Consider the following 22,595-nt stretch of genomic DNA (forward strand, 5'->3'; position numbering starts at 1 on the left):
GTCGAGGAGGGGGGGCGCCGCGGCTCTCAGGGCAGCGGAAGCCGGGGCGCGCCCGGGGCGGGACCCAGCGTGGTGGTCCCCGGGGTCGCGCGGTGCCCGAGGCCGGTCCGGTAGACGTCCAGCGCCGCCTCGGTGCGTCCGGTCCGGCGCAGCAGGTCACCGAGGAGCCGGCACAGGTCGGCCAGGTCGCCGCTGGCGCCGCTGCGCTCCAGCAGCGCCAGGGCCTGGACGTAGTGCTCCTCGGCGCGTTCGCTCTCGTCCTGCTCCTCGGCGATCATGCCGAGCAGCCGGTGCGCGCCGGCCGCGTGCACGGCGCCGTGCCGGTCGTCGAGCTCCAGCAGCGCCGCCAGCAGGTCGGCGGCCTCGCCGCGACGGCCCAGGCGGCGCAGCACGTCGGCGAGCTCCACCTCCACCTGGGCGGTGTAGAGCGCGGCCCGCCTGGCCGCCAGCATGGTGCGGGCCGTACGCAATTCCCGTTCGGCGCCGTTGAGTTCACCGTTCTGCGCGAGGACGTAGCCGCGCATCCAGTGGCAGTGCGCGAGGTCGGTGTGCAGGCTCAGCTGCCGGTAGACGGCCTGCGCCTTGGCGAGCGAGGCGTCGGCGTCGGCGGTCCGCCCCTCGGCGAGGAAAGTACGGGCCACCTGCCGGTGCATCCCCGCCACGAGGGCGGGGTCGGCGACCTGCGGCGCGAGGGCGAGGGCGAGCTCGGCGGCGTGCGCGGCCCGGGCGTGCGCGCCCATGTCGATGTACGGGCCGATGATCGCCGCGTACAGGAGCAGCAGGGCGTCGGGGTCGGCCATGCCGCCGGTGGCGAGTTCGTCGATGGTCGATTCGAGGAGGTAGCAGGCGTAGCGCAGCTCGCCGGCGAGCAGGTGGGCGATGGCGCGGCCGCGGATCGCGCGGGCCCGCCGGGGCAGCGGTTCCGCGCCGAGCAGCTGCTCGGCCGTTTCGAAGTGGCGCCGGGCGTCGTCGAGCTCGCCGGTCTCCAGGGCGCAGTCGCCGAGTCCGAGGAGGGCTTCGGCCTGTTCGGGGACCAGGTCCAGGTGCTCTGCGTCGGTGAGCAGCCGCCGGTAGGCGACCGCGGCCTCGTCGGCCGATCCGGTCGCGAGCTGCCGCTGCGCATCGGTGAGCCCGAGCCGCAGCTCGGTGGCGAGGCGGGCGGGGCGGCCGGTGGCCAGTTCCTCGTAGGTCGTGCCGAGCCGCTGCGCGAGGAAGCGCAGGGCGGTCTCGGAGGGCCGGACCTTGCCGGACTCCAGGGTCGAGATGTACGCGGGCGTGTAGGCGGGTTCCGCGAGCTGGCGCTGCGTCAGGCCTTTCTGTGCGCGCAACTGCTGCACACGGCGTCCGATCTCGGCCGGTTCATCCATGGCTGACCCCCTTGTCTGCTCCGGCCCGCCCGGTTTCAGGGGGTCGGGTCATTGCGTACGGCCCGTGCACGCCTCTAAGTTAAGCAACTCGTTCATCGTACTTACTTCATTGGTTAACTGTCCCGTCGGGGAGAGGGTTTCATGCGATCCGCATTGCGCAGAGCTGTTGTCGTGGCCGGTGTGGCCACGACCGTCGCCGCCGTACTGGCCACCGCGCCCGGGGGCGCCGTCGCCGCTCCCCCGCTGGCCGGGCGGGGCGGGGTCACGGTGGAGATCCCGGGGCCGGAGAGCGGCACGGTCGCCGGCTCCGGCCACACCGAGGTGCCGGCGGACGGCCGGGCCCGGCCGTCGGGCGCGCTGACGTCCGCCGAGGCGGCGGCGGACGGCGAGGTCGCCCGGCTGGCGGGCGACGGCCGCACCGCCGACCGGCTGGACATCGTCGTGGTCGGCGACGGCTACACCGCCGCCCAGCTGGGCCGGTTCCGCGCCGACGCCAAGGCCAAGTGGGAGGAGCTGGCGGCGGTCGAGCCGTACGCCACCTACCGCAACCTGTTCAACGTGTGGACGGTCGACGCGGTCTCGAACCAGTCCGGCGTGTCCGGCGACCCGGAGGCGGGCACGGTCCGCGACACCGCGCTCGGCTCGTACTTCTGGTGCGACGGCATCGAGCGGCTGCTCTGCGTCGACCAGGCCAAGGTGGACCGGTACGTGGCGAAGGCCCCGGAGGCCGACCTGGTGCTGGTGCTGTCCAACAGCACCAAGTACGGCGGCGCCGGCTACAACGAGCCCAGCAAGACGCTGGGCTACGAGGGCATATCCACCGCGTCCGCGGGCAACGAGAAGTCCGGCCAGGTCGCCATCCACGAGACCGGCCACTCGCTGGGCAAGCTCGCCGACGAGTACTTCTACCCCGGCTACCCCGGCTACGAGCAGTACACGGGCGCCGAGCCGGCCGACTCCAACATCAGCACGCTGACGGCCGCCGACCTCGCCTCGCGGCGGGCCAAGTGGCACCGCTGGCTCGGCGCCACCTCCCCCGACGGCGGCAAGGTCGGCGCCTACGAGGGCGGCGGCTACTTCGTCAAGGGCCTGTACCGGCCCACCGACAACTCCCTGATGCGGATCCTCGGCAAGCCGTTCAACCTGCCGGGCGTCGAGTCGATGATCGCCGGGTTCCACCGGCACGCGAACCCGGTCACGGCGCTCACCCCGACCAACCGGACGCTGCGCCCGGGCAAGACGGTGAAGATCTCCGTGCCCAAGCTGGCCGGCAACCGCCAGTTCGTCATCCGCTGGTACCTGGACGGGAAGGAACTGACGTCCCTGAAGGGCCGCACCAAGGTGGCGGTGGCCGATCTGTCCCGCAAGCTGGCCGACGGCCGCACCCACAAGCTGGGGGTGGCCGTCGAGGACCGCACGCCGTCCGTGCGGGACCCGCAGATCGCCTCCACCCTGAAGGCGAAGATCCGCTGGAAGGTCAGTCTCTGACATTCCGTCACCCGCTTCGGCGGATCCGCTCCTCAGGGCAGGTAGCGGGTGTAGAGCAGCCGGTCGGGTGAGACCGGCGGGCTGCCCTGCAGCACCCCGGTGGTGGCGTTCGCCACGAGCGCCTGTTTGACCCGGGCCGGGGTGTCCACGGGGTGGTGGGAGAGGTGGAGGGCGGCGGCGCCGGCCGCGTGGGCGGTGGCCATCGAGGTCCCGCTGAGCGTCGCGGTGGCGGTGTCGCCGTCCTTCCATGCAGAAGTGATGCCCACCCCGGGCGCGAACAGCGAGACGCAGTTCCCGTAGTTGGAGGACGAGGCCCGGCGGTCGGTGCGGTCGCTCGCGGCGACGCTGATGATCTCGGGCAGCCGTGCGGGCGAGATTCCGCACGCTCCGTCGGGGCGTGCGGAGCTGCCGGCCGAAGCGGCGTAGGTGATCCCCGAGTCGATCGAGTTGCGGACCGCCGCGTCCAGGGCCGCGCTGGCGGCCCCGCCGAGGCCCATGGTGGCGACGGCCGGGCGCACGGCGTGCGCGGTGACCCAGTCGATGCCCGCGATGACCCCCGAAGTGCTGGCGGATCCCTGGCAGTTGAGGACGCGTACGGCCACGGGTCGGGCCTCCTTGGACACTCCGAAGGTCCGGCCTGCCGCGATGCCCGCGACATGGGTGCCGTGCCCGTTGCAGTCGTTGCCGTTCTGCCCGTCCCCGACGGTGTCGGTGCCGACGGACGCGCGCCCGCCGAACTCCGCGTGCGTCAGCCGCAGCCCGGTGTCGATCACGTACACGTGGACCTCGGGCGCGGTGGTCGAGTACGAGTAGGTGGTGGACAGCGGCAGCCGGCGTTGGTCGATCCGGTCCAGCCCCCAGGGCGCGCCGGGCTGCGTGCCGCCCGCCGCCGGTGCGAGGACCGCGGCGGACGCCGCGGCGGCGGGCCCGACGGCTCCGACGGCTCCGACGGCTCCGACGGCCAGCGTGCGGTCCCGTTCGACCAGGGCGACCCTCGGGTCGGCGGCGAGCCGGGCCGCCTGCGGCGCAGTCATCCGCGCCGAGAATCCCCGCAGCGCGGAGTGGTACACGCGGCCGAGCCGGGCCCCGTCCGCCCGCGCGAGCAGCGTCCGGGCGGTGTCCCGCACCGACGCGGCCGGCCCGACGGCGACGGCGGCGGCGGCGGCGGAAGAGGTTGCGGAGGCGTGTGCGGAGGCGGCGGACGCCGTGGCGGCCGGCCCGGCGCCGGGTTCCTTCAGTACCACGATCCAGTCCGCGGCGGCGGACACGGCCGGTAGGGCGGGCGGAGCGGGCGCCGCCTGCGAGGCGGGCCCGGCGCCGAGCTGGAGGCCGGCGGCGAGGAGGGCGGCGGGCAGCAGCAGCGAGAGCGGCCGGCGGATCCGGAGCGTGCGTAACTCACTCATTCCCGTGGCACCTTGACCTTTCATCGACCGGGTGTGGGGGTCTGGCCGGAGTGCGGTCGTGCGGTGGAACGCCGTGCGGGACGCCGGGTACGGCGGCGCACGCCAGGCTCCCGCGCCCCGGGCCGATGGCACAAGAGGGCGGCGGGAGCCTGGCAGGGGACACGGGTCAGACGCCGGCCGTCACGGGGTGAAGGTCCAGCGCTGGGCGGCACTGTTGTCGCAGGCCGCCCGGGTGAGCTTGGTGCCGTTGGCGGTGGCGGAGCCCGCCGGCGCCAGACACCGGTCGCCGTTGCGCAGGGTGCTCTGCGGCCCGGCCGTCCAGGTCTGGCCGGGTGTTCCGGCACAGGGCTGGATGGTCACCATGGTGGCGGCCGTCCCGTCGAGGCAGACCCCCGCGAGCCCGGTCAGCCTGCCGTCCGGCTGGAGGGTCCAGCGCTGGTTGGGGCCGCCGTGGCAGGAGTACAGGGTCGGCTCGGTGCCGGGGGTGGTGGCGCTGAACGGCAGGTCGATACAGCTGCTGGACGCGGCGTTGACGAGCGTCGCGTCTCCGGGCAGCGGCGCCGCCCGGCCCGTAGCCGTGATCTCGGCCGCGCTGGTCCACGGCCCGCGCCCGCCGGCCTCGGTGAGGGCCTTCAGCCGCAGGTAGCGGCCGGTCCGCCCGGCGAGCGGTACGGTCTTCCCGGCGGCGGTGTCGGCGAAGGTACCGGTCGCGGCCGGGGAGCCCCAGGCCGCGGTGGTGTCCGAGACGTACACCTCGTAGCCGCCGATCCGCCCGTTGGAGCCGCCGTCCTGGCGGGGCAGGTAGCCCAGCCCGTCGAGGGCGTAGCGGGCCCCGAGGTCGATCTGGATCTCGTGGGGCAGCGCGGCGGGCCGGCCCGAGGACCAGGCGGTGTGCCACTTGGTGGCCGGGTTCCCGTCGAAGGCGTTCGTCGCGGCGCCGTTCTCCGCGGCCGTCTCCTGGCTGTCGACGTAGGCGAGGCTCCAGCCGGCCTGCGGGATGGCGGTACCGGCGGGGATCGGGTCGGCGGCGGGCAGCCGGATGCCGGTCGCGGTGAGCGTGAAGGCGGCGGACTTGCTGCCCGTCTTGACCCACAGGATGCCCGCCCGGTCGGCCGGGTCGAAGTACCAGCCGGTGGCGGCCGCGTCGTAGGCGGTCTTCGAGGCGAGGGCGGGCAGCGCCGCGCCGTCGGCGGTGACCGTGCCGGGCGCGCCGGCGACGTGCAGGCTGAACTCGTAGCCGCGGGACGCGGGTTTGCCGGCGTAGCTGCCGTTGGCCGCTCCCACGGAGACCGTGACGTCACCGGTTCCGGTGGCCGGCGCGGTGACGTCGACGCGCTGGCGCGCGTAGGCGCCGTTCTGGTGGGCCCGGGTCAGGCCGTCGTCCTCGTACAGCGTGAAGGAGGAGCTGCCGCGCGGGTGGATGTCGTAGGTGAGGGTGGACACGGGCTTCTCGCCGGTGTGGTTCATCTGCGGCCACATCGGCACGATGGAGCCGCCCTTGACGAACAGCGGCAGGGTGTCGAGCGGCGCCGCATAGCCGTTGAGCCAGCCCGGTCCGGCGTACGTCTTGCCGGTCCAGTAGTCGGTCCAGGTGCCGGCCGGGAGGTAGATCCCGTCGCGGACGGTGGTGTCGGAGACGACCGGCGCGACCAGGAAGGAGTCTCCCGCCATGAACTGACCGCTGGTCAGATTGCCGCGGGCGACCGGGTCTTCGGGGTATTCGAGGACCAGGGCGCGGGTGCTCGGGACACCGCTCTCGTGGGCGATGCGGCTCATGGTGTACAGGTAGGGCATCAGCCGCATCTTGAGCTTGAGGTACTTGCGGTTGACGGACAGGTAGGGCTCGGCGAACCGCCAGGGCTGCTTGTCCTGGTAGCCGGCCGCCGGGTTGGTGGCGCCCCAGCCGGACATGGTCATGAAGGCCGGTGTGAACGCCTTCCACTGCAGGTCGCGCACGTACGTCTTGGGGCTGCCGCCGAAGATGCCGTCGACGTCGCCGGAGGCGTAGTTGAAGCCGGACAGGCCGGCCCCGGCGATGGCGGGCACGTGCCAGCGCATGTCGTCCCAGGTGCCGTGGGTGTCCCCGGTCCACACGACCGCGTTGCGCTGGGTTCCCGCCCAGCCGTCGACGGTCCACACGTAGCGCCGCGCGTCGGAGTTCTTCTCGATGCCTTCGACGGCCTGCTTCACCCCGTCGAAGGCGTACTTGTAGCCGCTGCCGATCCAGGCGACGTCGGTCTTCACGCCCCGGGTGCCGGCCGTGCCCACCTCGTCACCGATGCCGGACAGGCCGGTCGAGGTCCACAGGCCGGTCTGGAAGCCCTTGGCGCGCAGCGCGTCCACGGTCGACTTCAGGGGTGCGGTGTAGCCGCAGCCGTAGCCGTCGTTGGGCAGGAACCAGCCGGAGGGCATGTCGGCGGCGCGGGCGTCGGTGGCGTAGCCGACCACGTCCGGGGTGGTCTGGTGGCGCGCCCGGTTGTGGTCGCCCTGGTAGTCCGGGTTGGAGGCGTTGAAGCAGTCGGCGTTGCCGAGTTCGAGGCCCCACATCGGCGCCATGAAGGGCTTGCCGCTCACATCGGTGTAGGCGTCGAGCACCTCCTTGAGGGAGTTCCCGGTGAAGTACCAGGCGTCGAAGCGCTTCTCGTCGTGGGTGAAGGTGCCGGGCGCGTTGAATCCGTACGAGCCGGGCGCCCAGGTGTTGCGCATCACGCCGTAGCCGTTGGTGGACATGTAGAAGGGCGCGGGGCTGGCGTTGTTGTTCTCGCGCCATTTGTTGTCGACGGCCACCGGGACGGTCTTGCCGCGCAGGGCCCATTCGCCCAGCCGCAGCCCGGTGCCGTAGAACTGCTCGTCGGCGCCGCGCGCCAGGTACTGGGTGGTCTGCGTGCCGGTCCAGCTGGTGGGCTGGGTCTCCTGCCACACGGGCGTGGTGTTGTCGGCGCGGTACACCGAGAACTGCAGCGGGGACTTGTTCACGCGGATGGACAGCGCCCCGGTGGTGATCCGGTAGTAGCTTCCCGCGTCGGAGTACGCGGGGCTGACCGCGCCGAAGTCGGTCGTGGTGGCGAGGTCCGAGCCGGCCGGGTCGTTGGTGAACGCACCGTCGGGCGACAGCCAGATCCGGAAGATGTCGGAACGGGCCACGACCACCCGGGCCTTGGCGCCGGTGGACGCCGTGACGGTGAAGGTGTTGCCGGACTGGCTGAATCCGGTGACCGAACCCGCCGAGGCGGCGGCCGCGGGGCCGGCGGGGGCGATGGCGGCCAGACCCGCCGCGGCGAGTGCGGTGGCGAGGACGGTGCCCAGGGCGCGCCCGCGCCCCCGGCTCCTGCGCGGTCGTGGTCGATGCGGGTGCGGGTGCGCGTCCCGGGCCGGGGCCGGGCGCGAACGGCGTAGCAGGCCGAGTCTCATGGGCAGCTCCAGCAGCTCGTCATGCGGTCCGAGGGCGCGCGGAAGCCACCCTCGCGACACGCGAGTTGTTTGGCATGCGCCCGGCAACATAGCGCGAAGACCGTTCCGTTTGAAAGAAGTTGCTTGAAACTGGCGATTATCAATCATCTTCAAGCATCAGGTGTCGGCGGCCGTGCGGAGGCCGCAACGCACAGGGGTCCGACGGCAGCGGAGCTGCCGTCGGACCCCTGGTCCCGTGTCCTGCCTGCGCCTACCGGGTTACGAGCGCGCGAGCAGGGTGGCCGCCGCGAGGACCGCGGCGAGGCCGAGCGCCGCGGCGCCGTACTGGAGACGGTGGCTGCGCACGACGGGCACGAAGCGGTCGAGGGCGTACCGGCCGGGACCGGTCAGCGCCAGCGCGGCGGAGACCGCCACCAGCAGCACCTCGTACTCGACGCCGCCGGCGGCGACGAAGAAGCTGCCGCTCCAGGCGACGGCCAGCGCGTTGACCATGGTGCCGGCGACGGCCGCGGCGGCGAGCGGGGCGAGCAGGCCGAGGGCCAGGCCGAGGCCGCCGAGGGTCTCGGTGAGCCCGGCGACGACGGCCATCGCGTCGCCGGCCGGGTAGCCGCTGGAGCTGAAGAAGGCGCCGGTGCCGTCGATGCCGCCGCCGCCGAACCAGCCGAACAGCTTCTGGACACCGTGCCCGGCCACCGTCAGACCGACCACGAGGCGGAGCAGCAGCAGACCGAGGTCGTAGCCGTGCAGGGTCGACGGGTGCGGGGCGCCGCCGGCGTCGGGGACGGCGTCGGTGCGGGGGGTGGTGGCGGAAGTCGCGCTCATGGAGGGGCGGTTCTCTCTCTGTGTCGGACGCGCGCCGGGAACGGCGGCGGCGGTACGGGTGCGCGCGGGGATACGGACGCGCACGGGGACGGGGATGCGGGTGCGGATGCGGATGCGGATACGGGCGCCGGTGCCGGTGCTGGTGCCGACGCTTCCGCGGGTACGGGTACGGGCAGGGCGACGGCGGCGGACGGTCAGCCGAACTGGAGGGAGCGCTTGGACAGCCCCATCCAGAAGCCGTCGACGGCCGTGCGGCCGGAGTCGAGTTCCTCGTGGGCGGCGCCGAGCGTCACGAACAGCGGGGCGAAGTGCTCGGTGCGCGGGTGGGCCAACTGCCCTGCGGGCGCCTTGTGTTCGAAGTCGAGCAGCGCGTCGACGTCACCGGTTTCGAGGGCGCGGCGCCCCCAGTCGTCGAACTCGGTGGACCAGCCGGGCACGCCCGGCCCGGGGTGGCGCAGCGCGGCCAGGTTGTGGGTGAAGAAGCCGCTTCCGACGATGAGCACGCCCTCGTCGCGCAGCGGCGCGAGCCTGCGCCCGATGTCCATGAGCCGGCGCGGGTCCAGGGTGGGCATGGACACCTGGAGCACCGGGATGTCGGCTTCGGGGAACATCTCGACGAGCGGGACGTACGCGCCGTGGTCGAGGCCGCGGTCGGGGATGTCCTGCACGGGCGTGCCGGGTGCGCGCAGCAGCTTGCGCACGCTCTCCGCGAGCTCCGGCGCGCCGGGGGCCTCGTACCGCACTCGGTAGTAGTGCTCGGGGAAGCCCCAGAAGTCGTAGACGAGCGGGACCGGCTCGGTGGCTCCGAGGGCCAGCGGGGCCTCCTCCCAGTGGGCGGAGACCATCAGGATCGCCCGGGGCCCGGGCAGCCCGGCGGACCAGGCGGCGAGCTGGCCGGGCCACAGGGGGTCGTCGGCCAGCGGGGGCGCGCCGTGGCTGAGGTAGAGGGCGGGCATCCGCCCGGGGGTCGCGGTGGTCATCGTGCTCTCTCCCAGTGTGGGCGCGCCGAGGACGGGCGGGCATCCGGACGGGATCCCGATCCGACAGGTGTGGTTCAAATTCGAACCGGCGATTCCGACCCTACGCCGTGATTCGAATTTGAACAACTACCGTAGGGTGGGTCCCATGGGAGACACGAGATGGCTCGACGAGAGCGAGATGCGGGCCTGGAAGGCGTTCCTGGCGGCCGGGGCCCTGCTGAACCGGCGCCTCGACCAGCAGCTCCGCGAAGACTCGGGCCTCTCGCACGCCCAGTACGAGATCCTGGTCCGGCTCTCCGCGGTCCCCGACGGGGAGCTGCGCATGACCGAGCTCGCCGATGCGCTGATCAACTCGAAGAGCGGCCTGACCTACCAGGTCGGCCAGCTGGAGAAGGGGGGCCTGGTGCGCCGCCGCAGCTGCCCCTCCGACGTACGGGGCGTCTACGCGGTCCTCACCGAGGCGGGCCGGGAGCTGCTCGAGCGGGCCGCCCCGGGCCATGTCGGCACGGTCCGCGAACTGCTCATCGACGTGCTCACGCCGGAGCAGCTGACCGCGATCGCCGACGGTCTCGGCGAGGTGACCCGCAGGCTGCGCGCCACCACGGCGTGACCCCACCGCGGGAAGCGGACCGCCGGTGACCGGCCCGCCTCCGCGCCGTCACCGGCCCTCGCCGCCCAGGGCGAAGAGCAGGTAGAGGAAGAACGCGAAGAGGTGGCCCGCGAAGAGGTACGCGAACAGGCGGATCACCAGCCCCCTCGGGAACTTCGCCTCGATGCGCGCCCGCACGCCCGGCGGCTGCGCCTGCGCCCCCTGCGCTCGCTTCGGGGCGTGCGCCTGAGCTTGGGACGGGGCTTGCGCCTGCTCCTGTTCCTGCACGTGCGTCTGCGTCTGGTCTTCGGGCATGGCGGATCCCCTCGATGTGGGTGCGGTGGCGGAGCGGTGTCAGCGCCGCGGGGCGCCGCCGCCGAGGCACAGCCCGGCGATCGTGCTCTGCAACAGGGTGTGGACGAAGAGGAGCTCTGCCCCGCCGGCCGCCACGGCGGCGATCCGGTGCGGGGTGAGCGAGTCGAAGTGGGCGCTGTCCCCGGGCTCCAGCCGGTACTCGGTGTCACCCAGGTGCAGCCGCAGCCCGCCGGCCAGCACGTAGAGCCACTCCTCGCCCGGATGGACCCGGACCAGCTCGCCCTGGCTGCGGCCGTACGGCACGTGGACCCGCAGCGCCTGCATGCCGCGCCCGGAGCCGCCGGCCTGCCAGTACGTCCAGCCGTCCGCCTCCCGGGCGCCCGTCCCGCCCGCCCGTACGATGGGATCCGCGGCCGGCGGTGTTTCGCCGAGCAGCTCGGATACCGTCGTACCGTAGGCGCGGGCGAGGCCCAGGAGCATCGGCAGCGACGGCTGGCGGCGACCGGTCTCCAGGCGCGACAGGTGCGCCGGGGAGAGCCGGGCCCGGGCGGCCGCGGCCTCCAGGGTCAGGCCGGTGCGCCGGCGCAGGTCCCGCAGCTGCGGGGCCACGGCGGGAAGCTCGTCCGGGCCGGACTCGGGCTGCGACTCCGGTTCCGGCTCCTGCTGCGACGGGGCGTCGGGGTTCATGCCTCCGATTGAGCCAGAGCCTTGCCTACCCGGCAAGCTCCCTTGCCTCTGAGGCAAATCCCGCATCCCCCTGAGGAAACACCCCCACACACACCCCCGACTCCACGCCCCTCCCCCCTCACCCCGCCCACTCCGCGATTCGAGCACACATTCGAATCCTTCGTTAGAATGGGGCCATGCACGCATCGCTCCAGGGCTCCCTCTTCGACCAGGCCGACGAGATCCGACTCGTCCCGCTGGCCGGTCTGCGGCGCACCGAGCTGGGCGACGGAGCCTGGTTCGACCTGCTGCCCGGCTGGCTGAGCGGCGCCGACGCGCTGTACGAGGAGCTGGCCGCCGGCGTGCCCTGGCGGGCCGAGCGCCGGCGGATGTACGAGCGCGAGGTCGACGTACCCCGGCTGCTGGCCTTCTACGGGGACGGCGACCCGCTGCCGCACCCCGCGCTCGCGCGGGCCCGCGACGACCTGTCGCGGCACTACGCCCGGGAGCTCGGCGAGCCGTTCACGACCGCCGGCCTCTGCTTCTACCGCGACGGGCGCGACAGCGTGGCCTGGCACGGAGACCGCAACGGCCGCTCCGCGCGCGAGGACACCATGGTCGCGATCCTGTCCGTGGGCGACCCCCGCGACCTGGCCCTGCGCCCGCGCGGCGGCGGCGCCGCGACCGTGCGGCTGCCGCTGGGGCACGGGGACCTGGTGGTGATGGGCGGGTCGTGCCAGCGCACCTGGGAGCACGCCGTACCGAAATCGGCGCGCGCCGTGGGGCCGCGGATCAGCGTCCAGTTCCGGACCCGCGGCGTGTCCTGACCCCGCCCGGCCCGAGCCCGCCGAAGGCCCGATCGCAAGAGGTTCCGGCCGGGCATGGCCGCATCGGGCTCCCCTCGGCCACACTGAGGGCAGGGGGGTACGAGAGCGGAGGCCGCCGTGAGCACACCGTCCCCGACCCGCATCGCCGCAGTCCTGTCCGCCGACCACCGCGGGCGCCTGATGGCGATCGCCCGCGAGGTCGCCTTCCAGGACGGCGACCGCATCTTCTCCGAGGGCGCCCGCGCCGAAGCCTTCTGGATCGTCCGCTCGGGGACGGTCACCCTGGAGATACCCGTGGCCGGCAGCCGCCCCACCGTGATCGAGAGCCTGGGACCCGGCGAACTGGTCGGCTGGTCCTGGCTGTTCCCGCCGTACGTCTGGCAGTTGAGCGCCGAGGCGATGACCCCGGTGCGGGCCTACGAATTCGACGCGACGAGCGTGCGGGTGATGATGGACGCGGACCCCGCCTTCGGCTCGGCGTTCGGGCACTGGGTGGGCCGGGTCCTGGCCCAGCGCCTCCATCAGACCAGGACCCGGCTGCTCGATCTCTACGCCCCGCACCTCGGCCGCGCGGGCTGACAGCGCGCTCCGGCCGTACGGGCCGCACCCGCCCGGCCGGGCACCCCGGTCCGGCCGACCCCCTCACCAGAGCGCGGGCCGCCGGGCCGCCCAGGGCTGCGCCGCCTCCAGCTGGGCGGACAGCGAGATCAGCGTGGCGTCGTCGCCGTACCGGCCGCCCAGCATGATCCCGACCGGCAGCCCCTCGTCCGTCCAGTGCAGCGGCACGCTGACGGCCGGCTGGCCGGTGGCGTTGTAGAGCGGGGTGTAGGGGGTGAAGGCGGCCAGGCCCGCGAACTCGGCTCCCGGGTCCTCGTCGTTGCGCAGCCCGCCCACCAGCGCCGGCAGCTGGGCCAGCGTCGGGGTCAGGATGACGTCGTACGTGCCGAGCAGCGCGTCGGAGATCATCTCGCCCAGGGCCCGGAAGGCGTACAGGGCGCCGGCGAACGCGGTGGCCCCGATCTTGCCGCCCTCCTCGCGCAGGTGCCGGGTGAGCGGCATCAGCAGCTTCTCGTCCTCGGGGGCGACGGGCAGGGTGGTGGCCATGACCTCCCAGACCCGGGTGAAGGAGTCGAGGAGCTGCTCGTCGGCGGGCAGTTCCAGTTCGTCCACCTGGTGTCCGAGTCCGCGCAGGAGCGCCACGGCACCGTCGAAGGCGGCCCGGCACTCGGGGTGCAGCGCGATCCCGGGCACCGGCGGCTCGGGGAGCGCCACGACCCGCAGCGGCCCCGGCGCGCGCCGGGCGGCCGCCAGGAAGCTCTCCCCCGGCGGCAGTGAGGGGGCGCCGTACGGGCCGGCGGCGCCGGCGGGTCCGGCCAGCACGTCCAGCAGCGCCGCGGCGTCGGCGACGGTCCGGGCCAGCGGGCCCTGCGTGGACAGGCCGGTGACGTCGTGGAGCACCGGCCCGGCGGCCACCCGGCCGCGGCTCGGCTTGATCCCGAACAGCCCGCAGACCGAGGCGGGGATGCGGATCGAGCCGCCGCCGTCGGAGGCGTGGGCGAGCGGCGCGAGACCGCCGGCGACCGCGGCGGCCGCGCCGCCCGAGGAGCCGCCGGCCGACCGGCCGAGGTCCCAGGGCGTGCGTGCGGGCGGCGCGAGGTTGTTCTCGGTGTAGCAGGGCAGGCCGAACTCGGGGGTGTTGGTCTTGCCCAGCATCACGGTGCCGGCCGCGCGCAGCCGGGTGACGGTGTGGTCGTCGCGGTCCGGGACGTGGTCGGCGTACGCCTGGGAGCCGAGCGTGCAGCGCACCCCCGCCACGAAGTTGAGGTCCTTCACGGGGACCGGCACCCCGTGCAGCGGGCCGGTCTCGCGGCCTTCCCGGCGGGCCGCCAGGACGTCCTCGCCGGCCTGCGCGGCCTGCGCGAGGGCCAGTTCGGGGGTGACGGTCACGAACGCGCCGAGGGTGGCGTCGTGCCGGTCGATGCGGTGCAGGTAGTGCTCGGCCAGTTCCGTGGGCGACAGCGTGCCCGTGCGGATCGCGTCGCCTTGTTCCAGTGCCGTCAGATCGTGCAGCTCGGCCATGCGTGCCAGCCCTCTCCCTCGCCCGGTGCGTGCCGCCGATCCTTGCAGTACCACCGGGTAACCACCAGGGGACGGACGGCCGTTGAGCCGGGCGGGATCGGGCCGGACGCGTCGGGCGGGGCGCTCTTCGGACGATTCGCTTCCGGATCGCAGCACAGGTCAGAGCCTCCCCGGTGCCACGATCTGCACCTATGGGGTCACCATGAGTGACGCGAATTGGCGTGCGGCGCGTGCGGCGCACCTCCGGGTGGGCAAGACTGCCGTCCGATAACCGAAATCCACCCTCGGGAGTGTTCGACATGCGGTTCATCGCACGGAGTCTCGGCATTGCGGCAACCACCCTCGCCCTCACCGCGGTCAGCGGCACGGCGGGCGCCGCACCCACCGGACCGGCGAGCCTCTACGCACCCTCCGCGCTGGTCCTCACCGTGTCCGAGGGGACACCGGAGGACGGCGGTGCGGTGTTGCGGGCGGTGACGCTCACCTGCGCCCCCACGGCCGCCGGCACGCATCCCGACCCGGCCGGCGCCTGCGCCGAACTCCTGGCGACCGGCGCCCGGTTGGACACGGTCACGGAAGGCGGCGCAGCGGGTCCCTGTACCCGCGAGTGGGACCCGGTGACGGTGACGGCCGACGGGGTGTGGCAGGGCCTGCGGTTCAGCTACGCGCACACGTTCGGGAACCCGTGCACGCGGGACAACGGGAGCGGGACGGTCTTCGACTTCTGACCGAGTCCACCGGAGGAGGGGACGGGCCGGCCGGGTGCGCGCACCCGGCCGGCCCGCACACATGCTTGGTCTAGACCTTGACAGGTCCAGACCATTTGGGTTCAGTGGCGGTACGCCCGTCGGCTCCGACGGCAACTCCCCCCACCCAAGGAGCAGTTCCGTGATACGTGCGCTACGCCGCCGCACCCTGGCCCTGTTGACCACCGCCGCCACCGCGGGCGCGCTCGCCCTCGCCCTCCCCGCCTCCCCCGCGGCCGCGGCGAACTGCGCGAGCCCGTGGGCCACCGGATCCGTCTACACGGGCGGCGCGACCGTCTCGCACGCCGGCCACAACTGGCAGGCGAAGTGGTGGACCCAGGGCGAGACCCCCGGCACCACCGGACAGTGGGGCGTCTGGGCCGACCAGGGCGGCTGCGGCGGCACCACGCCCGACCCGGACCCCGGGCAGCCGTCCGGATTCGTGGTCACCGAGGCCCAGTTCCAGCAGATGTTCCCGAACCGCAGCTCCTTCTACACGTACAACGGGCTGACCGCCGCACTGTCCGCGTACCCCGGTTTCGCCCGCACCGGCAGCGACACCGTCAAGCGCCGGGAAGCCGCCGCCTTCCTCGCCAACGTCGCGCACGAGACCGGCGGGCTGGTGCACGTCGTCGAGCAGAACACCGCCAACTACCCGCACTACTGCGACGCGACGCAGCCCTACGGCTGCCCCGCCGGCCGGTCGGCGTACTACGGCCGCGGCCCCATCCAGCTCAGCTGGAACTTCAACTACAAGGCGGCGGGCGACGCCCTCGGCATCAACCTGCTCGCCGACCCCTACCTCGTGGAGCGGGACGCGGCCGTCGCCTGGAAGACCGCGCTCTGGTACTGGAACACGCAGAACGGACCCGGCACGATGACCGCCCACGCGGCCATGACCAACGGATCCGGCTTCGGCGAGACGATCCGCTCCATCAACGGCGCCCTGGAGTGCAACGGCGGCAACCCCGCCCAGGTGCAGAGCCGCATCGACAGCTACCGGCGCTACACCCAGGTCCTCGGCGTGGACCCGGGCGCCAACCTCGCCTGCTGACCCCCGGGGCCGACACGGAGGGACGCGGGCTCCGGCGCCGTGGCGACGCGCCCGGCACCGGAGCCCGTACCCCGTTACCCCGTACGCCGGGTCAGCGCGGGCAGGCCGCCTCGATCTCGTCGAGCAGCTCCGCGTCGAGGACGAGGTCCCCGACGGCCGCGTTGGCGCGGACCTGCTCCGGCGAGGTGGCGCCGGAGATCACCGAGGAGCAGCCCGGCTGTGCGGTCAGCCAGCCGATGGCGAGTTCGAGCATGGAGCGCCCGCTCTTCTCCGCGACGCCGGCCAGCGCCTCGACGCGGTCGATGCGCTCCGCGATGTAGTCCTGCTCGTCCGCGAGGCGCGAGGTGGCCGGCACCGGGGCGCCGCGGCGCACCTTGCCGGTCAGCAGGCCGTTGGCGAGCGGGTAGTAGGGCAGCACGCCGACGCCGTAGTTGCGGGCGGCGGGCAGGACTTCGGCCTCGGCGCCGCGGTCCAGCAGCGACCACTCGTTCTGCGAGGAGACGAAGGGCACCGAGCCGGTCTCGCGGGCCGTGTGGGCGGCCTCGGCGAGCTGCCAGCCGGTGAAGTTGGAGTGGCCGATGTAGCGGACCTTGCCCTCGGCGACCAGCTCGGACAGGGCCGCCAGGGTCTCGGACAGCGGGGTGGCCGGGTCGTAGCTGTGCAGCTGGAGGAGGTCGATGCGGTCGGTGTCCAGTCGGCGCAGCGAGGCCTCGACGGCGCGGCGTATGTACGCGCGGCCGCCCAGCGCGCCCGCGGCCGGGCCGTATCCCATGTCGGCCGAGTCGTAGCCGAACTTGGTGGCGAGCACGACCTCGTCGCGGCGGCCCTTGAGGGCCTGGCCGAGGTGTTCCTCGGAGCGTCCGCGCGGGGTGCCGTAGATGTCGGCGCCGTCGAAGAAGGTGACGCCCGCGTCGATCGCCGCGTCGACGACCTCCTGGGTGGCGCGGGCGTCGAGGAGCCAGCCGAAGTTGTTGCAGCCGAGGCCTACGGCGGAAACACGCAGCCCGGAGCTGCCGAGGGGTACGTAACGCATGGTGGGACGGCTCCCGTTCGTTGTCGGTGCCCGGTGATCGAAGATCCGTACGGGCCCAGCTTCGCACGGGTGGACGGTGGCCCGGCCGGGTCGCGGTCGAGGACGCGTCCAGGACCGGTGGGGCCGCCTACGGCCGTCCTGCCGGGGCGACTCCCGCCGTCCCGCAGCGGCGATCCCGCGTCCTGCCGGGCTGGCGGACCGCTGCCTTGCCGGGGTCGCGGACCGCCGCCGGCTGCCGGCCGCCGGTCAGGCGTTGACGGCGGCGTACGGTTCCGGGGCCGGCCGGGGTACGGCCACCGGGCCGACCAGCCGTGACCGGCGCGGGTTCCCGAGCACCCGTGCGGGCAGCGGCAGTCCGGCGCCGGGCAGGCTCGGATCGGGCGGCGGCAGCCCGAGGCTGCGGCGGAGCCCGGCGAGGGCCGCGTACACCGGGGCGAGGGCCCCGGGAGCGTCCGGGTGGGCGGTGGCCAGGGCCTGCGCGGTGGTCTCGATGACCTCCAGGGCGTCCTCCGCCGCCTCCCTGCTCCAGCGCCCCGGGCCGACGGCGTCGTGCAGGTGACAGGCGGCTTCCGCGGCCTGCGCGGCACGGTCCCCGACGCCCGGCGCCGCCGCTTCGGGCAACACATCCATCATGCCCGGGTCAACGACACCGGGGCCGCGGGGGAACGGGCCCGGCGGCATCCGCCGCCGGGCGCGAAGGCGTCAGGGTCCGGCGACGATCCAGATGACGGCGACCGTGCGGGTGTCGGGGATGACGCGGTAGAGGACGGTGACCACACCGCCGGTGTCCGCCGCGGGCGCGGTGAGGACCCGGCGCAGCTCGGCGCCGCTGACGGGCTCGGCGGAACTGGCCACCCGCGGGTCGACGGCAAGCTGCTTGAGCGCGATGTAGAGGGATTTGCGTTCACCCGGGGTGAGTTCGGCGACCTCGCGGTTGAGCCGCTCGGGCAGCAGAACGTTCCAATCGCTCAACGGCCCCCCTCGTCGGGCCGGCCCTCGCGGCCGGATCCGTCGTACGCGGACCCGTCGTGCGCGGCGTCGAGCGAGGCGAAGAAGTCGTCCATGCCCATCGTCTTCTCGGTGCCGTCGAGTGCGCCGGCGATCGCAGCGCCGACCTCGGGGCTGGTGCGCAGGGCCAGGACCTGCCGGTATTCGGTGAGCACGGTGGGGACCGCGGCGAGCCGGGCGGCGTCCAGCCGGGCGTTGAAGACGGCCAGGTCCAGCGGTGAGACCCGGGCGAGTGCGGCGCGTAGCTCCGCGATCGTCTGGGGTCCTTCGTCGGCCTGGATCCGGTAGGGATCGGCGTACGGGCGGGCGGGTGTGCCGGGTGGCTGCGCACTCATGGTGACCTCCGTCTCGTCTTCCACCGTACGCCGATATCCGGCCGGGTCGAGACCTGCCGCGGGGCGAATCTCCGTGCAGGTCAGCCGAGTTCGAGGCTGGTGACGCCGTACAGTCCGGCCAGGTCCAGTTCCGGTGCGTCGCCGGTGTACATCCGGGCGGTCTCGAAGGCCGGCCGCAGGCCGAGTCCGGTCAGCAGTGCGGTGGCGGCCGGGTTGGCGTCGGGCGCGTCCAGCGACACGGCGCGTCCGGGCGCGCTGCCGGCGAGCCGGTGCAGGAGGGCGGCGGCGGTCCCGGGGTCGTGGGCGTAGAGCGGGCCGACGCGGGCGGGTCCGGCGGCCGGCCGGATCACGCCGAGGCCCTCGATCCGCCCGTCGCGGACCGCGGCGACGGCCGTACGTCCGGGCAGGCCCGACCAGGCGGCGAGGAAGGCGTCGCGGGGCTCGGGGAAGAAGCGGCGGTCGTAGGCGGCGAGCCGGTCGAAGGGCAGGGTGGCGGCGTCGACGATTGCCAGGCCGTCGGCCAGCGGGGGCGCCTCCGCGGGGACCGCGCCTTCGAAGCGGTGGTTGTTCCAGGCCGGACGGAAGCCGGAGCGCCGGTAGTTGTCCTGCTGCTCGACCACCCCGTCCAGGCCGATCAACCGGCCTTCGAGCCGGGTCATGGCGGCGCGCCACAGCTGGATGCCGAAGCCCTGGCCGCGTACCTCGGGGCGGGCGATGTAGAAGCCGATGAAGCCGAAGCCGGCGCCGTAGCGGACCGCCGAGATGCAGGCGACGGGCTTCCCGTCGAGCCGTCCGACGAGGAAGCCGGCCGGGTCGGCGACGGAGAACGCGGTGCCGTCGCCGTCCCCGGGGTTCCAGCCCTCGTCGTCGGCCCAGGCCCGCAGCAGGCCCATGTCCCGGCGGCTGGCGGAGGTGATCTCGAACTTCTTCGTGGGTTCCATGACGGCCGGTTGTAGCAGAAACCGGGCGAGTTGAGTGCCGCGTGGCCAGTTCGCGTACGTCCGTATACGAGGCGGGGGCTACGGGCTGGTAACTTCCGCGAGTTGATCATGTCGGGCACCCCTACCGGAGGGCCCGCCCGGCCGCGCGCGCCCGCACGCGTGCGCGCAGCACCCGCACCGGCCGTTCCATCCGTTCCACCTGTTCGACCTCTCAGGCAAGGAAGCACATTGCACCGCCACCGGCTCCGCCGCTCGTTCCTCCCGGCGCTCGCGCCCGCCCTCGCGCTCACCCTCCTGCCGGCCGCGCCGGCCACCGCCGCCGACCCCGGCGCCCCGGCCCCGCACCTCGACTCGGTGGAGCAGGCCCTCCGTCAGGTCTCCCCCGGGCTCGAGGGGACGGTGTGGCAGCGCACCGCGGGCAACCGTCTCGACGGCACGTCCGCCGACCCGTCCGGCTGGCTCCTCCAGACCCCCGGTTGCTGGGGCGACCCCGCGTGCGCGGACCGTCCCGGCACCCGGAAGCTGCTCGCGAAACTGACCGAGAACGTCTCCAAGGCGAAGCGTACGGTCGACATATCGACTCTCGCGCCGTTCCCCGACGGCGCGTTCCAGGATGCCCTGGTGGCCGGCCTCAAGGCCTCCGCCGCCTCGGGCAACCACCTCAAGGTGCGGATCCTGGCCGGCGCGGCGCCGCTGTACCACATGAAGGTGGTGCCCTCGGCGTACCGCGACGAGCTCCTCGCGAAGCTGGGCGACGCCGCCGGGAACGTCACCGTCAACGTGGCCACCATGACCACGTCGAAGACCTCCCTCTCGTGGAACCACTCCAAGCTGCTGGTGGTCGACAACCAGTACGCCGTGACCGGCGGCGTCAACAGCTGGAAGGCCGACTACCTCGACACCGCCCACCCGGTGGCGGACGTCGACATGGCGCTGACCGGGCCGGCCGCCAACTCCGCCGGCCGGTACCTGGACACGCTGTGGGGCTGGACCTGCGGCAACAAGAACAACTTCGCCAGCGTCTGGTTCGCGGCCTCCGGCGGGGCCGACTGCATGCCCTCGCTGGAGCGGGACACGGCCGGCCTGCCGGCCCCGGCCGGCGGCGACACCGAGGTGATCGCCGTCGGCGGCCTCGGCGTGGGCATCAAGAGCGTCGACACCACCTCGCAGTTCCGCCCCTCGCTGCCGAGCGCCTCCGACACCAAGTGCGGCATCGTCGCGCTCCCCGACAAGACCAACGGGGACCGCGACTACGACACCGTCAACCCGGAGGAGAGCGCCCTGCGCGCGCTGCTGGCGAGCGCGACCGACCACATCGAGATCTCCCAGCAGGACCTCAACGGCAGCTGCCCGCCGCTGCCGCGCTACGACATCCGGGTGTACGACACGCTCGCCGCCAAACTCGCCGCCGGCGTGAAGGTCCGCATCGTCGTCAGCGACCCTGCCAACCGCGGCGGGGTGGGCAGCGCCGGCGGCTATTCGCAGATCAAGTCCCTGTCCGAGGTCAGCGACACGCTCCGGGGCCGGCTCGCCCGGATCACCGGCAGCCAGGACACCGCCCGCGCCGCGATGTGCTCGAACCTCCAGCTCGCCCCGTTCCGGGCCGCCGCGGGCACCGACACCTGGGCGGACGGCAGCCCGTACGCGCAGCACCACAAGCTGATCTCGGTGGACGGCGCCGCCTTCTACATCGGCTCGAAGAACCTCTACCCGGCGTGGCTGCAGGACTTCGGGTACGTGGTGGAGAGCCCGGCCGCGGCCGCGCGGCTGGACGCCGACCTGATCGCCCCGCAGTGGCAGCACTCGAAGCACGCCGCCACCTTCGACTACGAGCGGGGCGTCTGCCAGGGCTGAGCCCCGCACGGCTGAATCCCAGCGGCCGAGTTCGCAAGGCTGCATCCCGCAGGGCCGGGTCCGGTGCGTCGCGCCGGGCCCGGCCCTCGCCCGTACCCGGCCGGTCAGTGGTGGAAGGCGGTACGTTCCGCGGCCGCGGCGGGGGACCCGGCCGTGAGGTGGGCCAGGGCGCGGCGCATGTCGGCGGCCAGCAGGGCGGTCTGGTCGCGGCTGATGCCGTGCCGGATCAGGATCCGCTGGATGACGGTCGTCTCGCGGTCGGCGGGCAGCGGGTACGAGGGCACCTGCCAGCCCCGCATCCGCAGCTGGTCGGAGAGGTCGTACAGGCTGAAGCCCGCGCCCTCCGGGTCGGTGAGCGTGTACGAGACCGCGGGCAGGGCGCCCTGTCCGTCGTAGAGCAGGGTGAAGGGGCCCATGGCGGCGATCTGTCCGGCCAGGTGGCGGGCGGTGTCGGCGCAGGCCTGGTGGACGCGGCGGTAGCCCTCCCGGCCGAGCCGCAGGAACAGGTAGTACTGGGCGATGATCTCGCCGCCCGGGCGGGAGAAGTTCAGGGCGAAGGTCGGCATGTCGCCGCCGAGGTAGCTGACCTTGAAGACGAGGTCCTCGGGGAGCCGGTCGGCGCTGCGCCAGACCACCCAGCCGACGCCCAGCGGGGCCAGCCCGTACTTGTGCCCGGACGTGTTGACGGAGACGACCCGGTCGAGCCGGAAGTCCCAGACCACCTCGGGGTGCAGGAAGGGTGCGACGAGTCCGCCGCTGGCCGCGTCGACGTGGATGGGGATGTCCCAGCCGTGCTCGGCCTGGATCCGGTCGAGGGCCTCGGCGATCTCCGCCACGGGCTCGTAGTCGCAGGTGTAGGTGACGCCGAGGATGGCGACGACGCCGATGGTGTTCTCGTCGGCGTACATGGCGATCTGATGGGCCCTCAGTCCCGTGGCGCCGGGTTCGAGCGGGATCTGGCGCAGTTCGACGTCGAAGTAGCGGGCGAACTTCTCCCAGCAGACCTGGACCGGGCCGCAGAGCAGGTTCGGACGGTCGGCGGACTGGCCGGCGGCCCGACGGGCCTCGCGCCAGCGCCACTTGAGGGCGAGGCCGCCCAGCATCGCGGCCTCGCTGGAGCCGGTGGTGGAGCAGCCGGTCGCCGCGGCCTCCGCGCCGACGGCGCGCGGGGCGTGCCACAGGTCGGCCAGGATGTTCACGCACCGCGACTCGATCTCGGCGGTCTGCGGGTACTCGTCCTTGTCGATCATGTTCTTGTCGATGCACTCGTTCATGAGCCGGTGCACCTCGTCCTCGGACCAGGTGGTGCAGAACGTGGCCAGGTTCTGGGCCGCGTTGCCGTCGAGCAGCAGCTCGTTGTGGATCATCGAGTAGACGGCCGGGGCGGGCGTGTGCCCGTCCGGCATCCGGTACTTGGGCAGGACGTGCTCGCTGAGTACGGAGGCGAAGACGTCGACGGTCGCGTCTTCGGTTCGCGGTGTGCGTGTCATGTGCAGTGCCATCATCCGAGTGAACCACTAGATACATTCACTTTCCGGGCATTTCCGCCAGAGCGGCATGGCTACCCCATCGCGCCAGGTTTCCCCTGTGAGGGGAGCCACTTCGACGCGCGTAGACGCGAGATTTTCCTGTGGATTGCCATTTTGACGGGAGGAATTCCACCCTCCGCTCACCGGC

The 22,595-nt window shown here is 73.4% G+C and carries 21 protein-coding genes; 7 read left to right on the plus strand and 14 right to left on the minus strand.

Translation table 11 applies throughout. The annotated features are described in order from the left end of the window. Positions 1–26 precede the first annotated feature (26 nt). Positions 27–1,367, minus strand: a complete 1,341-nt coding sequence (locus OG764_RS05185; RefSeq protein ID WP_328967190.1) for a helix-turn-helix domain-containing protein — start codon at positions 1,365–1,367, stop codon at positions 27–29. A 141-nt stretch (positions 1,368–1,508) separates the two neighbouring features. Between OG764_RS05185 and OG764_RS05190 the strand changes: the two genes are divergently transcribed. Further along, positions 1,509–2,855, plus strand: a complete 1,347-nt coding sequence (locus OG764_RS05190; protein ID WP_328967191.1) for a M64 family metallopeptidase — start codon at positions 1,509–1,511, stop codon at positions 2,853–2,855. A 32-nt stretch (positions 2,856–2,887) separates the two neighbouring features. Here the strand turns inward: OG764_RS05190 and OG764_RS05195 are convergent, their stop codons facing one another. The 4 genes from OG764_RS05195 to OG764_RS05210 form a co-directional block, all read right to left on the minus strand. Then, positions 2,888–4,258 carry a S8 family peptidase gene (locus tag OG764_RS05195; RefSeq protein ID WP_328967192.1) on the minus strand — a complete coding sequence of 457 codons (1,371 nt, stop codon included), beginning with the start codon at positions 4,256–4,258 and terminating at the stop codon, positions 2,888–2,890. A 180-nt stretch (positions 4,259–4,438) separates the two neighbouring features. Next, positions 4,439–7,669, minus strand: a complete 3,231-nt coding sequence (locus OG764_RS05200) for a TIM-barrel domain-containing protein (RefSeq protein WP_328967193.1) — start codon at positions 7,667–7,669, stop codon at positions 4,439–4,441. Between the two features lie 258 nt (positions 7,670–7,927). Continuing rightward, positions 7,928–8,491 carry a DoxX family protein gene (locus OG764_RS05205; protein ID WP_328967194.1) on the minus strand — a complete coding sequence of 188 codons (564 nt, stop codon included), beginning with the start codon at positions 8,489–8,491 and terminating at the stop codon, positions 7,928–7,930. Between the two features lie 194 nt (positions 8,492–8,685). After that, entirely contained in the window at positions 8,686–9,471 is a 786-nt protein-coding gene (locus OG764_RS05210) for a dioxygenase family protein (RefSeq protein ID WP_328967195.1), read from the minus strand. A 145-nt stretch (positions 9,472–9,616) separates the two neighbouring features. On the opposite strand from OG764_RS05210, the gene OG764_RS05215 reads away from it, so the two are divergent. After that, positions 9,617–10,081: a MarR family winged helix-turn-helix transcriptional regulator gene (locus OG764_RS05215; protein WP_328967196.1), complete on the plus strand. Its 465-nt coding sequence runs from the start codon at positions 9,617–9,619 to the stop codon at positions 10,079–10,081. Positions 10,082–10,129: 48 nt separating this feature from the next. Here OG764_RS05215 and OG764_RS05220 read toward each other — a convergent pair whose 3' ends face one another. Continuing rightward, positions 10,130–10,258, minus strand: a complete 129-nt coding sequence (locus tag OG764_RS05220; RefSeq protein ID WP_328972884.1) for a DUF6126 family protein — start codon at positions 10,256–10,258, stop codon at positions 10,130–10,132. A 156-nt stretch (positions 10,259–10,414) separates the two neighbouring features. Further along, positions 10,415–11,062: a helix-turn-helix domain-containing protein gene (locus OG764_RS05225; protein ID WP_328967197.1), complete on the minus strand. Its 648-nt coding sequence runs from the start codon at positions 11,060–11,062 to the stop codon at positions 10,415–10,417. 176 nt (positions 11,063–11,238) lie between these two features. Here OG764_RS05225 and OG764_RS05230 point away from each other — a divergent pair, with 176 nt between their 5' ends. Both OG764_RS05230 and OG764_RS05235 read left to right on the plus strand, forming a co-directional pair. After that, the gene (locus OG764_RS05230) at positions 11,239–11,868 is read left to right on the plus strand and encodes an alpha-ketoglutarate-dependent dioxygenase AlkB family protein (RefSeq protein ID WP_328967198.1); all 630 of its coding nucleotides are present in this window, start codon (positions 11,239–11,241) and stop codon (positions 11,866–11,868) included. 117 nt (positions 11,869–11,985) lie between these two features. Beyond that, positions 11,986–12,447, plus strand: a complete 462-nt coding sequence (locus tag OG764_RS05235; RefSeq protein ID WP_328967199.1) for a Crp/Fnr family transcriptional regulator — start codon at positions 11,986–11,988, stop codon at positions 12,445–12,447. A 63-nt stretch (positions 12,448–12,510) separates the two neighbouring features. Here OG764_RS05235 and OG764_RS05240 read toward each other — a convergent pair whose 3' ends face one another. Beyond that, on the minus strand, positions 12,511–13,947 hold the full coding sequence (locus tag OG764_RS05240) for an amidase (protein ID WP_328967200.1): 1,437 nt from the start codon (positions 13,945–13,947) through the stop codon (positions 12,511–12,513). Between the two features lie 299 nt (positions 13,948–14,246). On the opposite strand from OG764_RS05240, the gene OG764_RS05245 reads away from it, so the two are divergent. After that, on the plus strand, positions 14,247–14,675 hold the full coding sequence (locus OG764_RS05245; RefSeq protein WP_328967201.1) for an SSI family serine proteinase inhibitor: 429 nt from the start codon (positions 14,247–14,249) through the stop codon (positions 14,673–14,675). 160 nt (positions 14,676–14,835) lie between these two features. After that, on the plus strand, positions 14,836–15,747 hold the full coding sequence (locus OG764_RS05250) for a glycoside hydrolase family 19 protein (protein ID WP_443055851.1): 912 nt from the start codon (positions 14,836–14,838) through the stop codon (positions 15,745–15,747). 91 nt (positions 15,748–15,838) lie between these two features. Here OG764_RS05250 and OG764_RS05255 read toward each other — a convergent pair whose 3' ends face one another. From OG764_RS05255 to OG764_RS05275, 5 genes are all read right to left on the minus strand, one after another. Next, positions 15,839–16,780 (minus strand): aldo/keto reductase, encoded by a 942-nt coding sequence (locus tag OG764_RS05255; RefSeq protein WP_328967202.1) that lies wholly within the window; start codon positions 16,778–16,780, stop codon positions 15,839–15,841. Positions 16,781–17,026: 246 nt separating this feature from the next. Beyond that, positions 17,027–17,413 carry a hypothetical protein gene (locus tag OG764_RS05260; protein ID WP_328967203.1) on the minus strand — a complete coding sequence of 129 codons (387 nt, stop codon included), beginning with the start codon at positions 17,411–17,413 and terminating at the stop codon, positions 17,027–17,029. 69 nt (positions 17,414–17,482) lie between these two features. Continuing rightward, positions 17,483–17,752 (minus strand): hypothetical protein, encoded by a 270-nt coding sequence (locus OG764_RS05265; RefSeq protein ID WP_328967204.1) that lies wholly within the window; start codon positions 17,750–17,752, stop codon positions 17,483–17,485. Then, positions 17,749–18,123 carry a hypothetical protein gene (locus OG764_RS05270; protein ID WP_328967205.1) on the minus strand — a complete coding sequence of 125 codons (375 nt, stop codon included), beginning with the start codon at positions 18,121–18,123 and terminating at the stop codon, positions 17,749–17,751. Before OG764_RS05270 ends, OG764_RS05265 begins: the two co-directional genes overlap by 4 nt. 80 nt (positions 18,124–18,203) lie before the next feature. After that, positions 18,204–19,064: a GNAT family N-acetyltransferase gene (locus tag OG764_RS05275; protein ID WP_328967206.1), complete on the minus strand. Its 861-nt coding sequence runs from the start codon at positions 19,062–19,064 to the stop codon at positions 18,204–18,206. Between the two features lie 228 nt (positions 19,065–19,292). On the opposite strand from OG764_RS05275, the gene OG764_RS05280 reads away from it, so the two are divergent. Next, positions 19,293–20,918, plus strand: a complete 1,626-nt coding sequence (locus OG764_RS05280; RefSeq protein ID WP_328967207.1) for a phospholipase — start codon at positions 19,293–19,295, stop codon at positions 20,916–20,918. 104 nt (positions 20,919–21,022) lie between these two features. On the opposite strand, the gene OG764_RS05285 is transcribed toward OG764_RS05280, so the two are convergent. Beyond that, positions 21,023–22,420 carry a glutamate decarboxylase gene (locus tag OG764_RS05285; protein ID WP_443055852.1) on the minus strand — a complete coding sequence of 466 codons (1,398 nt, stop codon included), beginning with the start codon at positions 22,418–22,420 and terminating at the stop codon, positions 21,023–21,025. Positions 22,421–22,595 lie beyond the last annotated feature (175 nt).

The organism is Streptomyces sp. NBC_00239 (assembly GCF_036194065.1).
Classification (GTDB): domain Bacteria; phylum Actinomycetota; class Actinomycetes; order Streptomycetales; family Streptomycetaceae; genus Streptomyces.